Genomic DNA, 18,934 nt, shown 5'->3' with positions numbered 1-18,934 from the left:
CGGTTCGGCGCCGCCCGAACCGTCGCCGCGGCATCATGGCGGCATGCCTTCGCTCGCCGAGACCGCAGGACTGTTCGCCGACCGCACCAGGGCGGCGTTCTGCCAGGCGCTGCTCGACGGGCGCGCCTGGACGGCGGGCGAGCTGGCCAGGTACGCGGGCGTGCGCCCCTCCACCGCCAGCGAGCACCTCTCCCGCCTCGTCGCGGGCGGGGTGCTGGCCGAGGAACGCCAGGGCCGACACCGCTACGTGCGGCTGGCGGGCCCGGAGGCGGCGGCCCTCGTCGAAGCCCTCGCCTCGTACGCCGCGCCCGACACCACCGCGCCGCCGCGTCTGGGCGCAGCGACGCTGCTCGGCGCCGAGGCCCGCGCCCGCACGTGCTACGACCACCTGGCGGGGCGGTTGGGCGTGGTCCTGGCGGACGCGATGATCGCCCGCGGGCTGGTCGCCGCCGACTCCGGGCTCGCCGTCACACCGGCGGGCCGTGCGTGGCTGGCCGACGCCCTGGGATACGAGCAACCCCCGGGGTCCCGGCGCCCCTTGGTGCGGGACTGCCTGGACCGGACGGAGCGCCGCCCCCACCTCGCCGGTGCGCTGGGCGCGGCCCTGTGCGCCACCGCGTTGCGGCGGCAGTGGATACGGCGGGTCGGCTCGGGACGCGCGGTGAAGGTGACGCCGCGGGGCAGCGACGCGTTCCACGACCTGCTTGCGGTGACGGTCTGAGCCCGGGACCGGCGCGCCGGTCCCGGCGCGTCAACCGGTGATTGACGGCCGGTGGGGGCGGCCGTATCGTCCCCCGGGGCAAGCGCTTGCGCCTCGGTGCGCCCGCCCGCCGTCGTCCCCGCCCCGTGGAGCGCACGTGTCAGCAAGCGAGTCCCCCGTGCCCCCGGCGCACGCCGCGTTCGCGGCCCTCCTGGACGCCGTCGTGCCGCGCGACGCGCACCCGTCCGCCGTGGACGCCGGGGGCCTCGTGTTCCTCGGCCGGGCCCTGGCCGGGCGCCCCGACCTGGCGGAGCGCGCCGAGCGGGTACGGGAGCGGGTCGCCGCCCGGGCCCGCGCGCGGCACGGGCGGGAGTTCGCCACGCTGACGGACGAGGAGCGCGCCGCGCTCCTGGACGGTTTCGCGTCGGATCCCGACCACGACTGGTTCACCCGGCTCGTCGCCACCGGCTACTACGCGGACGAGGGCAACGGCGGCAACGCGGGCGGCGCCTCCTGGCGCATGACCGGCTGGCGCCCCGGCCCGCCCGCCGCGCCCCCGGCGCCCGAGCCACGCGAGGCGGCACTCACGCCGGACGCGCTGGCGGCACGGTACGACGTCGTGGTGGTGGGTTCCGGCGCGGGCGGTGGCGCCGCCGCCCACGTGCTCGCCGCGTCGGGGCGCAGCGTGCTGGTCGTGGAGGCGGGTACCTGGCCCGGCACGGCCGAGCTGTCCCACGACCACCTGCGCAACCCCCGTGCGTCCTGGGGCTTCCCGTCCCTCGCCGGGCCGCACCCGGACGGCAACCCCCGCCTGCTGGACGACGGGACGCGGCTGCTGCCCCTCTCCCCCACCGATCCGCGCTGGAGCAACAACGCCATGACGGTCGGCGGCGGCACGCGGGTGTACGGCGCGCAGGCGTGGCGCTTCGGGCCGGTGGACTTCCGCATGGCGACGCACTACGGCGTGCCGGAGGGCAGCGCGCTGGCCGACTGGCCGTTCGGGTACGAGGAGTTGGCGCCGTTCTACGAGCGGGCCGAGTGGGAGATCGGGGTGAGCGGCGGGACGGCGCAGGGCCCGTACGGGGGTCCGCGCGCCCGGCCGCTGCCGATGCCGCCGCTGCCGACCGGTCCGGCGCACGAGGTGCTGCGGGCGGGCGCGGCGCGGCTCGGCCTGACGACGGTGACGGTGCCGCTGCTCGTCAACTCGGTGCCGTACGGCGGCCGTCCGGCCTGTGCGCAGTGCTCGCAGTGTGTGGGGTTCGCCTGTGGCGTGGACGCGAAGAACGGCAGCCTGAACACGCTGCTGGCGCGCGCGTTCGCCACCGGCCGCTGCCGTCTGCTGCCGGAGGCGACGGCGGAGCGGCTGCTCGTGGGGCGTGACGGCCGGGTCGAGGGCGTCGCGCTGGCGGGGCTGCGGGACGGGGCGGTGTGGCGCGCCGAGGTCGGGGCGGGCGAGGTCGTCCTCGCGGGCGGGGCCGTCGAGTCGGCGCGGCTGCTGCTCAACTCGGCGCACGACGGCGAGCCGCGGGGCGTTGGGAACGGCGCGGACCAGGTGGGGCGTCATCTCCAGGGGCACCTGTACGCGTCGGCGGTGGGGGTGTTCGGCGATCGGGTCGAGGACCTGGTCGGTCCTGGGCCTTCGCTCGCGACGACCGACTTCCGGCAGGACAACCCGGGGATCGTCGGCGGGGGCATCGTGGCGCGGGAGTTCGTGCCGACCCCGGCCGCGACGTACCACTACCTGGTGGACGCGGGGCTGATACCGGCGCACGGTGTGGGGTCCAAGCGCGGCATGCGGGAGCTGGCGCCGCGCATGCTGCGTCTGGCGGCGCCGATACAGGAGGTGACGACGGCGGGCGCCCGGGTGCGTGTGGACCGGGGGACGCGTGACCGGCTGGGGATTCCCGTGGCCGTGCTCGCCGGGCGCCCGCACCCGGAGGACCTGCGCGGGCAGGCGTTCCTGGCGGAGCGCTGCGTGGAGTGGCTGGCCGCGGCGGGGGCGCGGCAGGCCGTCCCTGCGGCGCTGTCGGGCGGTGCGGCCGGGCCGAGCGGCGGGCAGCACCAGGCGGGCACCTGCCGGATGGGCACGGACCCGGCGCGTTCGGTGACGGACCCGTACGGCCGGGTGTGGGGGCACGGCAATCTGCGGGTGGTGGACGGCTCGACGCATGTGACCAACGGCGGGGTGAACCCGGTGCTCACGATCTTCGCCAACGCGCTGCGGATCGCGTCGCACATGGCGGCGGGTTGACGGCGGCGGGCGGCGGCCCGGCGCCCGCGCCGGTGGGGTGCCCCGGCGCGGGCGCGGGTGTCGTGCGGTCCGTCAGGCGGTGCAGGGCACGGGGGTCGGGGCGGTGAAGTCGGGGTCGAGCGGGAAGGCCGTGCCCGCCGCGCCCCAGACGGCCTGCTGGGTGGCGAGCTGGTCGGGCGCGCCGCCGCTCCACGGGGAGGCGAACGCGCCGATGTCGGCGGGGTCGGCGTCGCAGCCGAGCTGCCAGCTCAGCAGCGAGTCGTAGGGCGTGCTGCCGCCGACCTGCCAGGCGGTCCCTGCCGGGTCCTCACCCGCCGCGTCGATGGCCTGGACGACGAGGGCGGTCGAGTTGGGGTCGGAGCCGAAGCCGGGGGCGAACGGGAAGCCCGCGTCGGCCTCCTGGGCACCGGCCAGGTAGTCGAGCGCGTCGTCGATGGCGGCGGCGTAGGTGGTCGCGTCGGTGGCGGCGAGTGCCTGGACGGCGAGGGCGGTCGAGTTGGTCTCGGGGCCGGACGCGGTGCAGGCGACGGTGGTGTCCGCGCGGTAGGGCGCGAAGCCTCCGGCGGCACCGGCGGGCGAGGTGGCGCCGCACTGCTGGCCCGCGAGCCAGTTGCGGGCGGCGGCGGGGACGATCTCGCCGTTCGCGCGCAGGCCGAGGACGGCGAGCGACTGGCGGAAGACGCCGTCCCAGGTGGCGTCGGCGGTGCCGTACAGGCCGCCGGTGGTGAGCGTGCCGTCGAGGCGGTCCACGAGATCGACGCCGCCGAAGTCGGTCGGGTCCTCGCCCGCGGCGTCGGCGAGGAGCAGCAGGTAGCCGATGCGGCCGGGGTCGTCGGCGCCGCCGACCGTGACGAGTGTGGACGCGTTCGCCGCGAGCCAGGCGACGGCGTCGTCGAAGGTGGCCTCCTCGGCTCCCGCGGCGGCGAGCGCGAGGGCGGACTGGAGGGTGCCCGACGCGTCGGCGCCGCCGCCGGTGGCGGGGATGTAGGCACCGTCCGTGTCCGTGGCGAACTGGTCGGCGAGCCAGCCCGCCGCGTACTGGGCGGCGGTCTGCGGGTCGTCGGTCGGGGGGTCGGCGTGGGCGGCGCCGACCGGGACGGACAGGGCGAGTGCGACACCGGTGGCGAGTGCCGCGAAACGGGATGTACGCGGGCGAATCGCTGCGCGTATGGACACGTGTCCTCCTGTGATGGGGTGTCCCGGGGTCGGTGTGCCCGGGTGTCAGGGGGTGTGTGCGGAGGGTGCCGCTCGCCGCCGTGGGTTCCGCAGGTGCCGTAGGAGCAGCCCGAGGGCGCTGAGCGCGGTGGCGAGGAGCAGGACGAGCGCGGGGTCGGCGCCGGTGGAGGGGAGGCTGCCGCCGGGGGATCCGCCGGGTGGCGTCCCGCCGCCTCCGGCCTGGTCGGTGACGACGGTGAGGTCGGCCCAGGCCGTCGCGCCGTTGGCGAGGTCCACGAGGCCCGCGGTGACAGTGCCGGGCGGGGTGCCGACCGGGACGGTCCAGGTGAACGTGACGCGGCCCCGGTCGTCGGCGGTGCCGTCGGGCAGTTGGGCGGTCGCGGCGCCGCTGAGTCCCGCGGCGACCTGGCGGCCCGGCGTGAAGCCCACGCCGTCGAGGGTGACGGTCTCGCCCGGCCTGACGGTGGCGGGCGTGGCGGTGACGGCGGGTTCGGTGACGGGGTCGGGGCCGCCGGGGTCCTCGGGGCCCGGTTCGAGGGGATCGACGGGATCGACGGGGGGCGGGTCGGTGATGCCGATGGCGCCGAACGCGGGGAGGCCGAGGCCGAGGACCGCCTGGGTGGTGGAGCGGCGCCACTCGTCGCGTACGGCGGTGTCGAGGCCGTGGCGGCGTCCGTCCTCGTACGCCTCGGGGTTGTAGGCGAGGGCGCCGGAGTCGTCGCCCTCGGTGAGCTGGAGGGTGCGCAGCCAGTCGGCGGCGCGGGCGGCGGCGTCGGTCTGGCCGGTGGCGGCGAGGGTCTGGGCGATGAGGCCGGTGGAGTTGGCGTTGGGGTCGCGGGTGGGGCCTGTGCCGCCGAAGGCGCCGGTGGCGGTGTCCTGGCGGGCGAGCAGCCAGCCGACGGCGCGGCCGAGGACGCGGTCGAGGGTGTCGGTGCGCGGCACGGTGAGGAGGGCTTGGACGGCGAGGGCGGTGGCGTCGGTGTCGCCGGTGCAGGTCTCGCCCTGCGCGCCCGTGCCGGGGGTGAGGCGGAAGCCGCCGGAGGGGCACTGGCGTTCCGTCAGGTCGGTGACGGCGGCGGCCGGGACGCCGTCGTCGGTGCGGGCGAGGGCGAGGACGGCGAGGGACTGACCGAACGTGTTGCTGTTGTCGGGCCCGCCGGGGTGGTGGTCGGTGAAGCGTCCGGCGTCGGGCCCCGTGGTGGCCATCAGGGCGCGCAGCTCGGCCTCCAGGTCGAGGCCGTCCACGTCGTGCAGGTCGCGGCCGGTGGCGGCGAGGGCGAGGGTGAGTTTGGCGAGCGGCCCGGACAGGACGGCGTCGGGGGCGCCTTCCGGGGCGAGGGTGACGTAGTCGGCGGCGTGGGCGGCGAGGTTGTCGGCGGTGCGTACGGCAGTGGTGCCCGCCGGGTCGGCGGCGGCGAGGGCAAGGAGCGCGTCGGTGGTGAGGCCCCAGTCGGGAGTGCCCGCGCGGTCGAGGGCGTGGTCGCCGCGCTGGAGTTCGCGGGTGAGCCAGGCGAGGGCGTCGGCGGCGTCGGGGTCGGTGCCGGTGGCGGGGACGACGTCCCAGGTGGCCGTGGCCGTGCCGGGGTTGCCCGCCGGGTCGGTGGCCGTGACGGTGAGGGTGTGCGTGCCGTCGGCGAGGTCCTCGCCGCGCCAGGGTGAGGCGCAGGGGGTGGGGGCGCCGGTGTCGAGGGCGCAGGTGGTGGTGGCGGCCGGGTCGTCCACGGTGAACTCGACGGTGGCGTCGCGCTCGTGGCCGCGCGGGGCGGGCACGGCGGTGAGGCGTACGGTCGGCGCCTCGTCGTCCGGCCCGGTGACGCGGCGGACGCGCTGCTGCTGGCCCTCGGCGAGGTAGAGGTGTCCCGAGGCGTCGGCGGCGACGGCGTATCCGCCCTGGATGCGGGCGCTTGGGGCGGGCAGCCCGTCGCCGCCGTACCCCGGGGTGCCGTCACCGGCGAAGGTGGTGATGACGCCGGTCGCGGGATCGACGCGGCGGACGCGTCCGGTCTGGCTGATGTACAGCGCGCCGTCCGGGCCCACGGCGACGCCGCCCGGGGCGACGAGCTGCGCCTCGGTGGCGGGGCCACCGTCGCCGCCGTCGCCTGCCGTGCCGTCACCGGCGACGGTGGTGATCGTGCCGGTCTCGGCGTCCACGTGGCGTACGCGCTGGTTGCCCGTGTCGGCGACGTAGAGGCCGCCCGCCGCGTCGGTGGCGAGGGCGGCTGCCGCCGAGAACGAGAGCCGGGCGTCGGTGGCGGGGCCGCCGTCGCCCGTGAACCCGGCGCTGCCGGTCCCGGCGGACGCGCGGACGAGGCCCGTGGCGGGGTCGAGGGCGCGGACGCGCGAGGCGTTGGAGTCGCTGACGTGGACCGTGCCGTCGGGGGCGACCGCGATGCCGCCGGGCGAGCCGATCCGCGCCTCGGTGCCGGGGCCGCCGTCGCCGGTGTCGCCGCGCGCGCCGGTGCCGAGGGCGGTGGTGATGACGCCGGTGTCGGCGTCCACGCGGCGGACGCGGCGGTTGCCGGTGTCGGCGATCCACAGGTCGCCTTCTGGGCCGACGGCGACGGCGTTCGGGTCGCGCAGGGCGGCGTCGGTGGCGGGGCCTTCGTCGCCGCCGTAGCCGCGCGTGCCGTTGCCCGCGACGGTGGTGACGACGCCGGTGTCGGCGTCCACGCGGCGGATGCGCTGGTTGCCCGTGTCGGCGATGTAGACGTCGCCCGCCGCGTCGGTGGCGACGCCGAACGGGTTGGCGAGCGCCGCGTCGGCGGCCGGGCCTCCGTCGCCGGTGAAGTCGAGCGCGCCGGTCCCGGCCAGCGTGGTGATGCGGCCGGGGACGAGGCGCGGGTCGGCCGCCGTGACGGCGACGGGCGCGGAGGGCGCCGAAGGGGCGGAGGGACCGGCGGCGTTGACCGCGCGCACGGTGAACGTGTAGGCGTCGGCCGGGTCGAGGCCAGTGACGGTGGCGCTCGTGCCGGTGCTCTCGGCGGTGGCGCCGCCGGGCTCGGCGGCGACGAGGTACGAGGTGACGGCGGCGCCGCCGTCGTCGGCGGGCGGACGCCACGTCACGGTGGCCTCCCGGACGCCGCCGCGTGCCCGCACCTGGTCGGGCGCGGCGGGGGCCGTCGTGCCGGGCTCGGCGGGGACGACGGGGGCGCTCGCGGCGGACGGGGCGGACTCGCCCGCGCCGTTCACGGCCCGGACGCGGAAGGTGTGCGGGGTGCCTGGCGTCAGGCCGGGGACGGTGGCCGTGGTGGTGTCGCCCGGGACCTCGACGCGCGCGCCGCCCGGGGACGCCTCGACGGTGTACGTGGTCACGGGCGCGGGCCCGGCGGGCGGCTCCCAGGTGACGGTGGCCGAGGCGATACCTGCGGTGGCGCGGACGCCGGTGGGCGCCTGCGGGACGCTCGCCGGGGGCGCCTCGCAGCACAGCACGTCCCAGTCGGGCGCCTGCCGGGGCTGGGGCACGGGCGCGTCGGCGCTGCGCGTCTCGACGTAACGCCAGCCGTCCACCGAGCCGTTGGCGAGGCGGCGGGTGCCGGGACCGGCGGCGGCGTAGGTCCAGCCGGGGCCGCGCGCGGCGTCGTGGGCCCAGTAGGACCAGTAGCGGATGGCGCCGTCGGGCTGCTTCTCGCCGCACCCGGTGGCGGGGTAGCCGTCGATGGCGCAGATCAGGCCGTTGGTGTGCTGGCGCAGGGTGTGGCCGCTCCTGGTGAGCATCTCGACGCCGGTCGGTCCGCGTCCTGTGCCGCCGGTCAGCGGGCTGACGCAGGACCAGGTGAGGGCGGGGACGGGCCGGTCGCCGCCCCGGGGGTCGTCCGCCGTGCCGAAGTCGATGACGAGCCCGGCGCGTGCGGCCGGGTCGCAGTCGGCGGCGTCGGCCGTGGCGGGGACGGCCTGGAGGAGGGAGCCGAGCAGGAGGAGGGCGCCGAGGAGGGCGGTCCGCCAGGCGGGGGTGTGGCGGTGTCTTCGGGCGGCCGGTCCGTCCATGGTGGGTTCCCTCCCCAGTGCGCGCCGCGCATGTCCCGGGAGGGTGAAGGCATCCGGCGCGCGCGGGGCGGCCGGGCGACTTCGCTGTCCGCAGTCCACGACGGAGTTCCGACGAAGCGTCACCAGGCCGCGGGCGATCCGACTCGCACCCCGCCGCAGGACGGCGGGATGCCCACGGTTGCGGGACAGTGCCGGATTTCGACCGGCTTCCCCCACGGCATGGCACCACATGCCCGTTCCGACGATCGGATACTCCCCGATACTGACCGTCAACCGACCGTTTCCGGTGAGGATCTGACCGTCAGCCGACCGTCGAATCGAACGGTTGTCACTGTCGCACACTCCGATTCGCAGGACAACCGGCCCCGGCCCCCGGCCATCCCGCGGGCACGGGGCGCGCGCGTCGCGCGGACGGCCCGCCGAGTTCCCGGCGCCCGCGCATTTCTTCGCCTTTTCCCGCGCGCGGGATAGGAGTTTCCCGGTACCGGGGCGAGCCGAATCCGGAACGGAAACAATCTCTTCCCCGGGGGGTAAATCGTCGTTACCCTCCAGGGCACGGGGCGCGTGACCGACGATGTCGCCGCGGGCCGTATCCCTCGGCGACCCGCCGACAGCCCTAAGGGAAATGGGAGTTGCGTGATGGCAAAGGTCTCCGGTACGGCGGTGCCTCCCCCACGGCAGGGTCGGGAACGCCGGGACCGCCTTTTCGACTGGACCGGTTTCCGGGCCGATCTGCGCGGCGCGATCCCCGACGCCTCCCTCGCCCTGGTGCTCACCGGCCTCATCTACTGGCTGCTCTACGAGCGCGTGCAGAACGGCTCGTCGGCCACCGTCCAGATCATGCCGATGATGGCGGACGCCGACACGTTCTGGATGTACTGGATGTGCCAGGCGTTCGGCTGGTCGGCGATGCTGTGGGCGTACGGCACCGTGATCCTCGGCCTGATGCGGTCGGGGCCACGCCCCCGCTGGAACTGGCTGCCCGCCTCCCGGCTGGAGAAGCTGCACCGCACCACCAGCCTGACGACCATCGGGCTGATGTTCATGCACGCCCTGTTCTTCTTCACCGACCAGGTCAGGGACAACCAGACGCGCTGGTCGTTCGCCCGCAGCACGTGGACCGCGTTCGTGGACGTCTTCGTGCCGGGCGGCTACGCCACCGGCACCGGCCGCGTCGCCATCCTCGTGGGCCTGCTGGCCCTCTACCTGGCGATACCGCTCGGCCTCGCCTTCTACCTGCGCCACCGCACCGGGGCGCGGATGTGGCTGGCCCTGCACCGCTTCGTCATCGTCGTCTACATCCTCAGCGCCTGGCACACGCTGCTGTACAGCAGCCAGGCATGGTTCGACGGCCCGTTCCGCACGCTCGTCTGGGCGTTGCAGATCCCGATCGCCGCCCTGCTCCTCGCCCGCCTGATGGCCCCGGCGCGGCCGGGCGAACGGCTCACGCTGCGCGGTCAGGACCGCCGCGACCGCGCCGTGCCGGTCTCCGCCCGCCTGGTCGGCAGGCTCGTGGTGGCGGCCACGCTCGTCGGGCTGGTCGTCGTGATCGTCACCGGCGTGGACGGCGGACGGCCCAGGGACGGCGCCTCCGCGCCGCCGTGGCCGGACCAGTGGGTCCTGTGGGGCGGTCTGCTGCTGTTCACGCTGGCGGTCGTCGCCGTCATCGTGCGGCTGCGGCCCCGGCCCACCGGCGGGCCGCGCCGCGCCGCCCCCGCGAAGGAACGCCCGGCCGAGGTGTCGGAGAAATCCTGACGCCCCGCCGTCCCGCTCGTCGTCACCGGGAGCCTCCTGGTTCCCGGTGACGCGGCAATTCCGCGGCCATCTCCCCCGCCGCCGCCGCGAATTGGCCGCCTCGCGCGGCGCTTCGCCTTTTCTGCGTCGCGCGTGAGCACGGAAAAGTTCCCGCGGATTCCCCACTGCTTTCCCCGCGGCGGCGAAGGGGAAAAGGGCGGGAACTTTCAAAGCCCTGCGGACGACAAGTGGTGTGCCGGGCCCGCTTAGCTCCGCGGGCACCGTGGGAGAGACGGGAGATCGGGCCGATGCGCACACGGGTGACGCCCCCCGCCCGCGTCCGCGCGCGCCTCGGCCCCGACCAGGTCGCCCTGCTCGTCGGCGGCTTCCTCGTCAACATCGGCACCTTCGCCGTCTACCCCTACCTCGCCGTGCTGCTGCGGGACCGGCTCGGCGTCGGGATGGCCGGGGTCGGCGTCGTCCTCGGCGTGGCGACGCTGGCGCAGTTCGCGAGCGCGCCTTTCACGGCGGCGTTCGCCGAACGCGCAGGGCTGCGGCGGACGTTGGTCCTCGCCACCTGCCTGTACTGCCTCGGCGCGCTGACGTACCTGGTCGCGGCGGGCGCGCCCGCGCTGACGGTGCTGGCGCTGCTCCTCAGCTGCGGCGCGGGGGCGCTCTACTCCCCCGCCTACCGTGGCTACCTGGTGCAGTCGGCGACGGCCGCGCAGCGCCCGCGCCTGGTGTCGGCGGGCAGCGCGGCCGGGAACCTCGGCATCGCCGTGGGCCCGGTCGTCGGCGCCCTGTTCCGCGACGACCCGGGGCCGCTGTTCGCCCTCAACACGGGCCTGTACGCAGTGCTGACGGTCGGTCACCGCCTCCTGCGGCGGGAGCGTACGGCCGCCGAGGGGACCGCCGTCGAACCGTTCCGGCGGGTGCTGCGCGGCCTGGCGCGCGTGCCGTTCGCGGTGACCGTGCTCACCCACTACCTGTACATGCAGTTCTACCAATACCTCGCGCTGTACACGGAGGACCGGCTCCCCGCCGCCGTCCTCGGCCTCGTCATGACGGGGTACTCGCTCGGCCTCGCCCTGCTCCAGCCGCTGCTGGCCCGCCGGATCGGCGAGGTCACGTACACGGCCGCGATCGGGGTCGGCTTCGCCTGCATGGCCGTGGGGATGACGGCGTTCGCCGCCGGGCGGCCGGTCGCGGTGGCGGCCGGGGCGGTGGCGATGAGCGCCGGTACGGCCGTGCTGTTCCTGAAGAACGACCTGGAGGCCCTGGCCCGTTCGCGCCGCTCGGTCACGGTGACCTTCGGCCAGCAGCGTCTTGCGGTCGGCGTGGGCGCGCTGCTGAGCGGCGTGGTCGGCGGCGCGCTGTACGGGGCGTTCGAACAGGCGGGGTGGCTGCCGGGGTTCTGGCTGGCCGTCGCCGCGCAGTGCGCCGTCCTCCCACCGCTCGCCCTGCTGGTGGCGCGCGGCGCGCGGCGGCGGTGACCCGCCGGGCCGCCCTCAGCCCGAGGGGTGGGCGTCGTCGGGGCCGTGCCAGTCCAGGCACAGGACGGTGGCGTCGTCCTGCAACCGGCCGCCGCTGGCGTCGGCCACCGCCGTCGTCAGGGCCTGCACCGCCTCACGCGGATGCAGGGCGGCCGTCTCCCGGACGAGGGCGGGCAGGTCCACCCGCCCGGCGCGCCGCTCGCGCATCCCGTCGGTGTAGAACACGAGGCGGTCGCCGGGGCGCAGCTCGACCTCCTGGACGCGGTACGGGACGGGCGAGGGGACGCCGAAGGGCAGGTTGACGTCGAGGCCGATCTCCTCCACGGCGTCCGCGCGCAGCCGCAGCGGCCAGGGATGCCCCGCGTTGACGAGCAGTGCGCCGCCGCCGTCGAGGGCGACGCGCAGCAGCTGGCCGGTGGTCAGGGCGCCCCGGCCGTGGGCGAGCATGGCGCGGTGGGTGCGCAGGGCCTGTTCCGCCAGGTCGCAGCCGTCGCGGCGGGCGCCGCGCGAGGCGTTCACCACGACGGTGGCGAGCAGGGCGGCGTTGATGTCGTGGCCCATGGCGTCGGTGACGGAGACGTGCAGGGTGTCCTCGTCGAGGCTGTAGTCGTACGTGTCGCCGCCGACGCTCTCGGCGGGCACGAGGGCGGCGGCCAGCGAGAACTGCGGGGCGTCGCAGCCGGTGGGCGAGGGCAGCAGCTGGTGCTGGATCTCGGCGGCGAGCGTCACGGGCGTCGTGCGCCGCCCCCAGTGGTAAAGGTCGGTGAAGCGGCGGTTGGTGACGATGACGTACGCCAGCGCGCGGGCCGTGCGGCGGATCTGCTCCATCGCGTCGGGCCCGGCGTGCGGCAGGGTCAGCTCCAGGACGCCGAGGGTGTCCCCCCGGTTGGTGACGGGGGCGAGCACCCGTTCACGTCCCTCTCCGTCCGTGGCGCGCGTGAGCCGCTGGGTGCGCAGGACCTGTTCGTAGTCGCTCCCCGCCAGGGGGATCTGCTGGGCGCTCCTGCCGCGCCTGGCCATGGCGCCCTCGGTGACGCGCACCATGCGGCGGCCGAGAATGTCCACGAAGAGGAAGGAGACGGCGCTCGCGCCGAGCCGGTGCCGCAGGGTCCGGGCCACGACATCGACGGACTCCGCAGGTGCGGCGGCCTCCGCCGCCGCGAGGACGTCGTCCGCTCCGAGCTGCTCGTGCACCATCGCGGCCTCTCCCGGTCCCTACGCTCCTCGCCCTGTGACACCGACAGCATCACAGGGCGGGCCGTCCGATGCCGGTCGCTACGCCGACGCGCGCCCGAATCCCCTCCCCGGGGGCGGCTCAGGGGGTGGGCGCGGCGGGCTTCTCGTAGACGGTGACGTAGGTGCCCTCCGCACGGAACGGCTCCTGCCGCCAGCCGCCCCACCGGCCGACGCGCGTGAGGCCCGCCAGACGGGCCATCAGGTCCAGCTCGCTCGGCCAGGCGTAGCGCAGGAAGGCGGGCGCCAGCCTGATGCCCTTCTCGGTGATGAGCACGTGCTGGCCCTCCAAGCGCTGCTCCACGGGGTCGTGCCTGACGGCCGTCAGCCGTACGTGCTCCAGGCCCACCTGGTGCGTCTCGACCCGCTGGTCGCGGTAGCGCGCGAGGTCGGGCATCGGGCACTCCAGGACGAACCGGCCGCCGGGCAGCAGGCGCGCCGCGACGTTCTCGAAGCAGCGGACCTGTTCGTCCTGCGTCATCAGGAAGAAGAAGGTGGAGAAGACCACGAAGACCAGCGCGAACCGGTCGGCGCTGTCGGGGGCGACGTCGGCCATGTCGCCGATGGTGACCGGGACGCGGTCGCCGCCCGGCTTGGCGCGCATGCGCGCCACCATCGCCTCGGACGCGTCGATGCCGTGCAGATCGACGCCGAGCGCGGCCAGCGGGAGCGTCACCCTGCCGGTGCCGACGGCCAGTTCGAGGACCGGGCCCGCCGGGCCCTCGTCGATCAGCCCGGCGAGGAACCGGACGGCGTCGGTGGGGTCGATCGGGTGCCACTCGTCGTAGACGTCGGCGTTCAGCTCGCCGTAGGTCTCGGGGCCGTGGTTCTCCACGCGGATTCCTCCCGGGGGTCGGTCCGGTGGCCGTGGTGCGGCACCGGCACACCCCACACGTCGGCCGGGGCGGCCGGGGAGTTCCCGCGCGGGGGCGGCCGGGTCAGCCGCAGACCTCGTCGGGGCGCCGGTGGACGAGGAGGGTGCCGAGCGCGTCGTGCACGGCACCGCGCTGCCCGGGGGTGAGGTCCTGGAAGAACTCGTCCTCGGCCGTCGAGACGGCGCGGTCGGCGCGGGCGAGGAGGTCGCGGCCCGCGCCGGTCAGCCCGACGCGGTAGCGGCGGCGGTCGGCGGTGTCGCGGCGGCGCTCGACGAGGCCGCGGCGCTCCAGGTCGTCCACGACCGCGACCATGGTGGTCGGGTCGAGGGAGAGCAGGCGGCTGAGGTCCTGCTGGGACAGGGCGCTGTTGTCCTTGAGGGCGGCGAGCACGTAGTACGGGCGGGCGCGCAGGCCCAGCGGTTCCATGGCGCGTTCGGCGTGCTGGAGCAGCAGGACGCCCGCCTTGTGGAGGAGGTAGCCGGTGTGGTCCGCGAGGGGGAAGCCGGGCCCTGTCGCGGTCGCGGGAGGGGCGGGACGGCTGTTGGAGACCACGGTGACGGGTCCTTCCTTCGCTCGCGCTGCGGTCCGCACGCGCCCGCCGGGGGCGGTGGGGGCCTGGGGTCCGCGTCGAGCTTAACGCGCGGACCTGGGCGGACGGCAGCCCCCCGGGGCCCGTCCCGTACGTGCCCGCGAGGGTCGGTCGCGTACGGGACGGGGGTCCGTGCCCGGGGCGGCGAGGGCTTCCCCTGCCGGTCCCGGGTGGGAGGCGGTGCCGAGGGCGGAGGGCACGAGGGCGACGGCGCGGGGGCCGTCTGCGAGCGGCGCGAGGAGGGAGCGGTGGCGCGGTCGAGGCCGGTGCGCCGGTTCAGGCCCTCCCCGGCATGGGCCCTCCCCGCCGATCATCGATGACCTCTACGATGTGCATCATCGACCATCGGCGATGCTAAGGGTGCGGTCGCGCAACGTCAACGGCCCTTCGGCGGGCGCGTGAAGCAGGGTCAGGCGGGGCCCGAGGACGCGTCGGGGGCGATGAGCGCGAGACCCGTCCCCTGATCGACGCGCTTGCGCAGGTGGGCGGGCGTCTCGGTGAGGACGACCTCAAGCGTCGGGAACACGACGGCCCGCTCCAGGTGGCCGCCGATCGCCGAGGAGTCCTTGCGCCCGAGCACCAGGTGGGCGTGCAGGGCCGGTTCGTCGTCCTGCGTGGCGATGTCGCCGACGAGCGAGAGCACTTCCATCTGTTCCGCGAACGACGTGCTGCGGTAGCCGGTGATCTCCGGGTCGAAGTAGCCGAGCGTCACCTCGCGGCAGCCGCCGACCGCCGTGAGCCCCGCGCCGGTCACGCGCTCCGCGCGGGCGAACGCGGAGATCTCCGCGAACGCCTCGTCCCCCTTGTCCAGGACGAGGACGAACGTCCGCAGTCCGCCGCCCTCGTAGAGCTTCCTCGTCCGCATCCGGTCCTCGCCTTCCGGGACCCACCGGTCCGTCCCGCCACCGTAGGGCGGGCACCGGCGCCGCGCACGGCGGGCGCGGCCGGACGGGGCGGGGCGGGGCGGGGCCGCGCGACAGCCCCGCCCCGCCCGGTGGCGTCAGTCCGCGTCAGGCGGGAGCAGCGGGAGGCCCGCGCCCTCGGTGGTGAAGACGGGTATCCGCTCGATCGGCGTGGCGACGGTCAGGGTCGTGCCGCCCGCGTGGACCTCGCCGGTCCACGCGTCGGTCCAGGTACGGCCCAGCGGCAGCCGCACCGTCCGCGAGGTCGCGCCCGGCTCGGTGACGGGGGCGACCAGGATGTCGGGGCCGAACATGAACTGGTCCTCGGTCTCCCAGGCGGCCGGGTCGTCGGGGAAGTCCACGAACAGCGGGCGCATCGGCGGCACCCCGTCCGCGGCGGCCACCCGCATCTGCTCCTGGATGTACGGGCGCAGCCGCTCGCGCAGCCGCAGCTGCTCGGCGATGATCCCGTACGCGCGCTCCCCGTAGGACCAGACCTCGTTGGGCCCGCCGGTCTGCGTGAAGCCGGTGGGCGTGCGCGGCTCGCGGTCGCCGTGCAGGCGGAACAGCGGGCAGAACACGCCGTACTGGAACCAGCGGATCATCAGTTCCTGGTAGGCGGGGTCGGTGGAGTCGCCGCCGTGGAAGCCGCCGATGTCGGTGGTCCACCACGGGATGCCCGACACGGCGACGCCGAGCCCGGCCCGTACCTGGACCGCCAGGGACTCCCAGGTCGCCGGGATGTCGCCCGACCACACGGCCGCGCCGTACTTCTGCGAACCGGCCCACGCCGAGCGGCTGAGCAGCACGGTCGGCTCGCGCCCGGCGGCGGCCATGCCCTCGGCGAACAGGCGGGCGTTGTCGCGCGGGTAGATGTTGGCGACCTCGGCGCCGGGGCCGGAGTAGAACGCCAGGTTGCCCGGGTGCGCGGGGGCCAGCTCGGGCTCCGAGGCGTCGAGCCAGAAGACGTCGATGCCGTGGTCGAGGTAGTTGCGGCGCACCAGGTCCCAGACGAACGCGCGGGTCTCCGGGTTGGTCGGGTCGTAGAACGAGACGGGCATGGGGGTGGCCATGCCCTTGTCCTGGATGAGCTGGTGCACCTCGACGCCCTGGTCGGTGCCGGTGAGCAGGCCGCGGTCGCGGTACTCGGCGAAGTGCGCGGACAGCGGCGAGACCGTCGGCCAGATCGACACCATCAGCTTGATGCCCAGCGCGGCCAGTTCGTCCGTCATCGCGCGCGGGTCGGGCCACTCGGCGGGGTCGAAGGCGTAGTCGCCCATCGCGGGCCAGTGGAAGTAGTCGGCGACGATCACCGACATCGGCAGGCCGCGCCGCTTGTGCTCGCGGGCGACGCCGAGCAGTTCCTCCTGGTCGAGGTAGCGCAGCTTGCACTGCCAGAACCCGCTGGCCCACTCGGGGAGTTCGGGGCTGTGGCCGGTGGCGTCCGCGTAGCGGCCGAGGATGCCGCGCGGTGTGGCGGCGGCGGTGACCCAGTAGTCGATCTCACGGGCCTGCCCGGCGTGCCAGCGGGTCGCGTCGTCGCCGAACTCCACGCGCCCGACGGCGGGCACGTTCCACAGGAAGCCGTAGCCCCGGCTGGAGAGCACGAACGGGATGTTGACCTCCGCGTTGCGCTGCACGAGGTCGAGGCCGAGGCCCTTGACGTCGAGGCGGCCGTGCGTGCGCTGCCCGAGGCCGTAGAGCCGTTCGCCGTCGTACGCCGCGAACTGCGAGGTGAGCGCGTACGCGCCGGAGCGGTTGCCCTCGTAGGAGCGGGCGCCCGGCAGCCAGTAGTGCTGGCGCCGCTCGGCGAGCAGCGTCTCGCCGGTGGAGGTCCTGCTGAAGGTGAGCAGCGGCTCGGGGTAGGCGGCCGACGTGTCGTGCGTGACGGTGACGGTCAGGTCGCCGTTGACGAGCGTGGCGTGGTCCTTGCCCGCGGTGACGACGGGGGCGCCGCCGGGCGGCGGGGCGTCGTCCAGCGCGCCGTTGCTCTCGGCCGGTATCCGGTACTGCGCGGCCCTGACCCGGACGCTGTCCGCCCCCCAGGCGGCGATGCGCAGGACCTCGTGCCGATGGGCGACCTCTAGGACGCCGTCGGTGGTACGGAAGGTGACCACGGAACTTTCTCCGAACGTGTGCGTGGTGGAACGGACGGCACGGCGTCGTGCCGCCTCTGGAAGGCGAAGGGGTGACCCGTGGTCAGTTCTTGACGGCCCCTGCGGTGACGCCCGCGGCGACGTAGCGCTGCGCGACGACCAGGAGCACGGCGGCCGGGACGGAGGCGACCACGGCCGTGGCCATGATCGAGTTCCACTCCTGGTTGTTGTTGCCGATGTAGCGGTAGATGCCCAGGGTGATGGGCTGGCTGTCGCCGCCGCCGTCGAGGGTGCTCGCGAAGATGAAGTCGGACCAGGCCCACAGGAAGGCGAACAGCGACACCGTCACCATCGCGTTCCTGCTGACCGGCAGGATCACCGAGCGGAAGGTCCGCCAGGGGCCCGCGCCGTCGATCTTCGCCGCCGAGATCAGCTCCTGCGGGATGCCCGCCATGAACGCCGTGAAGATGAGCACGCCGAACGGCACGGCGATCGTCGAGTCCGCGACGATCAGGCCCCACCAGGAGTTCAGGATCCCCAGGTTGAGGAAGATGCCGTAGAAGCCCATCGCCATGATGATGCCCGGGATCATCTGGGCGATCAGCAGCACGAAGCTCAGCGCGCCGCCGCCGCGCGGGCGCAGCTTGGCGAGCGCGTATCCGGCGGGCGCCGCTATCAGCAGGGTCAGCGCCACGGTGCCGAAGCCGATCAGCAGGCTGGTGCGCAGGTACGGCAGTTGGTCGTCGAAGACCGCCGTGTAGCCCTCGAACGTGGGGTCCACGGGGAACCAGTTCGGCGGGTCCTTGCGCATGTCCTGCGTCCTGGTCAGCGAGACGTTGACCATCCAGTAGACGGGGAAGAGCATGATCGCCGTCAGCACGACGCCGACCAGGGTCCGCCACCCGGAGGAACGCTTCTTCTTGGTCGGCGTGGTCACCATTCCTCCTGGCGCTTCTGCACGCGGATGTAGATGAGTCCGAAGACGAGCGCGATGACGATGAGCAGGTTGCCCACGGCGGCGCCGGGGCCGAAGTGCGGGAGCAGGGAGCCGAATCCCAGCTCGTACGACCAGGTGGACAGCGTGGTGGACGACGTGCCGGGGCCGCCCCGCGTCATGATCCAGATGATGTCGAACACCTTGAGGGTGTAGACGAGTCCGAGGAGCACGGTGATCGCCGAGACCGGGCGCAGCAGCGGGAACGTGATCCGCCGGAACTGCTGCCACGTGGACGCGCCGTCGAGCGACGCCGCCTCGTACAGCTCGGGCGGGATGTTCTGGAGGCCGCTGTAGAGGAGGACCAGGTTGAACGGGACGCCGATCCAGATGTTCGCGACGATCACCGCGACCAGCGACCAGTGGGGGGACGTCAGCCAGTTGATCTGGCCGATCCCGAACGCCTCCAGGGCGGCGTTGACCACCCCCGACTCGCTGTTCATCATCCAGGACCACACGGACCCGGACACGATCAGCGGCAGCAGCCAGGGGACGAGGAAGAGCGCCCGCAGTGTCCCCGCGAGGCGGAAGTTCTTCTGGAAGAACACCGCGAGCGCCAGCCCGATGCCGTACTGGAAGACCAGTGACGCCAGGGTGAAGACCAGCGTGTTCCGCAGCGCCGGGCCGAGCGTCGGGCTTTCGAACACCTCGGTGAAGTTGTCCCAGCCGACGAACGGGGCGTTGCCCTGGACGAAGGACGCGACGGTGTAGTCCTTGAAGCTCAGCTCGATGTTGCGGTAGAGCGGGTACGCGTAGAACGTCACCAGGTAGATCACCAGGGGTGCCAGGAAGCACCAGGCGATCACGCCCGTCCCCGAGGGCGTGCGGCGGCGCCGCGGCCCGTCCCCCTGCCTGTTGCGCCACCCGCCGGTGGTCGGTACGGCTGTCATCGGTCTTCCTCGCTGTC

13 protein-coding genes are annotated in these 18,934 nt (G+C 74.9%); 4 read left to right on the top strand and 9 right to left on the bottom strand.

Annotated elements, in window-relative coordinates:
• Positions 1-43 precede the first annotated feature (43 nt).
• Both IF27_RS09420 and IF27_RS09415 read left to right on the top strand, forming a co-directional pair.
• Positions 44-721, top strand: a complete 678-nt coding sequence (locus IF27_RS09420; protein WP_052848974.1) for a winged helix-turn-helix domain-containing protein — start codon at positions 44-46, stop codon at positions 719-721.
• Positions 722-857: 136 nt separating this feature from the next.
• Positions 858-2,951, top strand: coding sequence for a GMC oxidoreductase (locus IF27_RS09415; protein WP_223290977.1), 2,094 nt, complete (start codon positions 858-860; stop codon positions 2,949-2,951).
• Between the two features lie 72 nt (positions 2,952-3,023).
• On the opposite strand, the gene IF27_RS09410 is transcribed toward IF27_RS09415, so the two are convergent.
• Positions 3,024-4,127: a prenyltransferase/squalene oxidase repeat-containing protein gene (locus tag IF27_RS09410; protein ID WP_052848972.1), complete on the bottom strand. Its 1,104-nt coding sequence runs from the start codon at positions 4,125-4,127 to the stop codon at positions 3,024-3,026.
• Positions 4,128-4,172: 45 nt separating this feature from the next.
• Positions 4,173-8,111: a fibronectin type III domain-containing protein gene (locus IF27_RS31795; RefSeq protein WP_052848971.1), complete on the bottom strand. Its 3,939-nt coding sequence runs from the start codon at positions 8,109-8,111 to the stop codon at positions 4,173-4,175.
• Between the two features lie 639 nt (positions 8,112-8,750).
• Between IF27_RS31795 and IF27_RS09400 the strand changes: the two genes are divergently transcribed.
• Together IF27_RS09400 and IF27_RS09395 are read left to right on the top strand one after the other, a co-directional pair.
• Entirely contained in the window at positions 8,751-9,866 is a 1,116-nt protein-coding gene (locus IF27_RS09400) for a ferric reductase-like transmembrane domain-containing protein (protein ID WP_110945716.1), read from the top strand.
• A gap of 287 nt (positions 9,867-10,153) precedes the next feature.
• Complete coding sequence (locus tag IF27_RS09395; RefSeq protein ID WP_110945715.1) at positions 10,154-11,338, top strand: MFS transporter; 1,185 nt, start codon at positions 10,154-10,156, stop codon at positions 11,336-11,338.
• A gap of 15 nt (positions 11,339-11,353) precedes the next feature.
• On the opposite strand, the gene IF27_RS09390 is transcribed toward IF27_RS09395, so the two are convergent.
• From IF27_RS09390 to IF27_RS09360, 7 genes are all read right to left on the bottom strand, one after another.
• Positions 11,354-12,535, bottom strand: a complete 1,182-nt coding sequence (locus IF27_RS09390) for a PP2C family protein-serine/threonine phosphatase (RefSeq protein ID WP_052848970.1) — start codon at positions 12,533-12,535, stop codon at positions 11,354-11,356.
• A 118-nt stretch (positions 12,536-12,653) separates the two neighbouring features.
• Complete coding sequence (locus IF27_RS09385; RefSeq protein WP_052848969.1) at positions 12,654-13,406, bottom strand: class I SAM-dependent DNA methyltransferase; 753 nt, start codon at positions 13,404-13,406, stop codon at positions 12,654-12,656.
• Between the two features lie 103 nt (positions 13,407-13,509).
• A complete protein-coding gene (locus tag IF27_RS09380; protein ID WP_052848968.1) occupies positions 13,510-13,998 on the bottom strand; it encodes a MarR family winged helix-turn-helix transcriptional regulator in 489 nt (162 codons plus the stop codon).
• A 446-nt stretch (positions 13,999-14,444) separates the two neighbouring features.
• Positions 14,445-14,900 (bottom strand): PPC domain-containing DNA-binding protein, encoded by a 456-nt coding sequence (locus IF27_RS09375; RefSeq protein ID WP_052848967.1) that lies wholly within the window; start codon positions 14,898-14,900, stop codon positions 14,445-14,447.
• A 135-nt stretch (positions 14,901-15,035) separates the two neighbouring features.
• Positions 15,036-17,054: a glycoside hydrolase family 31 protein gene (locus IF27_RS09370; RefSeq protein ID WP_052848966.1), complete on the bottom strand. Its 2,019-nt coding sequence runs from the start codon at positions 17,052-17,054 to the stop codon at positions 15,036-15,038.
• 82 nt (positions 17,055-17,136) lie between these two features.
• Positions 17,137-17,973 (bottom strand): carbohydrate ABC transporter permease, encoded by an 837-nt coding sequence (locus IF27_RS09365; protein WP_052848965.1) that lies wholly within the window; start codon positions 17,971-17,973, stop codon positions 17,137-17,139.
• Complete coding sequence (locus IF27_RS09360) at positions 17,967-18,917, bottom strand: carbohydrate ABC transporter permease (protein ID WP_052848964.1); 951 nt, start codon at positions 18,915-18,917, stop codon at positions 17,967-17,969. Before IF27_RS09360 ends, IF27_RS09365 begins: the two co-directional genes overlap by 7 nt.
• Positions 18,918-18,934 lie beyond the last annotated feature (17 nt).

Origin of the sequence: Streptomyces avicenniae, assembly GCF_000719135.1 — a bacterium.
Taxonomy (GTDB): domain Bacteria; phylum Actinomycetota; class Actinomycetes; order Streptomycetales; family Streptomycetaceae; genus Streptomyces; species Streptomyces avicenniae.
Note: the sequence above shows the minus strand (reverse complement) of the source record. Positions and strands in the feature narration are given on the sequence as shown.

Excerpts from the sequence above, each read along its gene's own strand:
- IF27_RS09420 (WP_052848974.1), top strand. The coding sequence starts at position 44 with ATGCCTTCGCTCGCCGAGACCGCAGGACTGTTCGCCGACCGCACCAGG.
- IF27_RS31795 (WP_052848971.1), bottom strand. The coding sequence starts at position 8,111 with ATGGACGGACCGGCCGCCCGAAGACACCGCCACACCCCCGCCTGGCGG.
- IF27_RS09400 (WP_110945716.1), top strand. The coding sequence starts at position 8,751 with ATGGCAAAGGTCTCCGGTACGGCGGTGCCTCCCCCACGGCAGGGTCGG.
- IF27_RS09395 (WP_110945715.1), top strand. The coding sequence starts at position 10,154 with ATGCGCACACGGGTGACGCCCCCCGCCCGCGTCCGCGCGCGCCTCGGC.
- IF27_RS09390 (WP_052848970.1), bottom strand. The coding sequence starts at position 12,535 with ATGGTGCACGAGCAGCTCGGAGCGGACGACGTCCTCGCGGCGGCGGAG.
- IF27_RS09375 (WP_052848967.1), bottom strand. The coding sequence starts at position 14,900 with ATGCGGACGAGGAAGCTCTACGAGGGCGGCGGACTGCGGACGTTCGTC.
- IF27_RS09365 (WP_052848965.1), bottom strand. The coding sequence starts at position 17,973 with ATGGTGACCACGCCGACCAAGAAGAAGCGTTCCTCCGGGTGGCGGACC.
- IF27_RS09360 (WP_052848964.1), bottom strand. The coding sequence starts at position 18,917 with ATGACAGCCGTACCGACCACCGGCGGGTGGCGCAACAGGCAGGGGGAC.